The sequence below is a fragment of the Vibrio sp. YT-19(2023) genome, from assembly GCF_033337395.1.
This window is the reverse complement of sequence record NZ_JAWOQN010000864.1, coordinates 1-573: the sequence shown is the minus strand read 5'-3', so window position 1 is coordinate 573 and position 573 is coordinate 1. Positions and strand designations below refer to the sequence as shown.

Sequence of the window (573 nt, the reverse complement as noted above, 5' to 3'; positions counted from 1 at the left end):
AGACTTACGGTAACGACACCAGCCCTGCGCCTTCGGTTTCTATCAAGCTTTCAGCATTGCACCCTCGCTACGAAGTGGCGAACGAAGAGCGTGTTATGACTGAGCTGTACGAAACGCTCATGCAACTACTAAAACGCGCGATTGAAGTCGACGTTGCGATCACGATTGATGCAGAAGAAGCTGATCGCCTTGAGCTGTCTCTAAAGCTGTTCGAGAAGATTTACCGCAGTGACCTCGTGAAAGGTTGGGGCAAGTTTGGTCTTGTTGTGCAAGCGTACTCGAAGCGTGCTCTACCAGTATTGGTTTGGCTCAATGCCCTTGCGAAAGAGCAAGGTGACTTGATCCCACTTCGCTTGGTAAAAGGCGCGTACTGGGATAGCGAAATCAAATGGTCACAACAAGCGGGCTACGACAACTACCCAGTGTACACACGCAAAGAAGCGACCGATGTTGCTTACCTTGCATGTGCGCGTTTCCTATTAAGCGAAGGCGTACGTGGCAATATCTTCCCGCAGTTTGCCAGCCACAATGCGCACACAGTTACTGCGATTGCAGTGATGGCGCAGCATAAGG

At 51.0% G+C, this 573-nt stretch carries 1 protein-coding gene; it reads left to right on the top strand.

Annotated features, from left to right (window positions below; translation table 11 throughout):
- Nucleotides 1-573, top strand: a 573-nt coding sequence (locus R7E78_RS28880; RefSeq protein WP_318058982.1) for a proline dehydrogenase family protein, incomplete at both ends; no start/stop codon positions are given.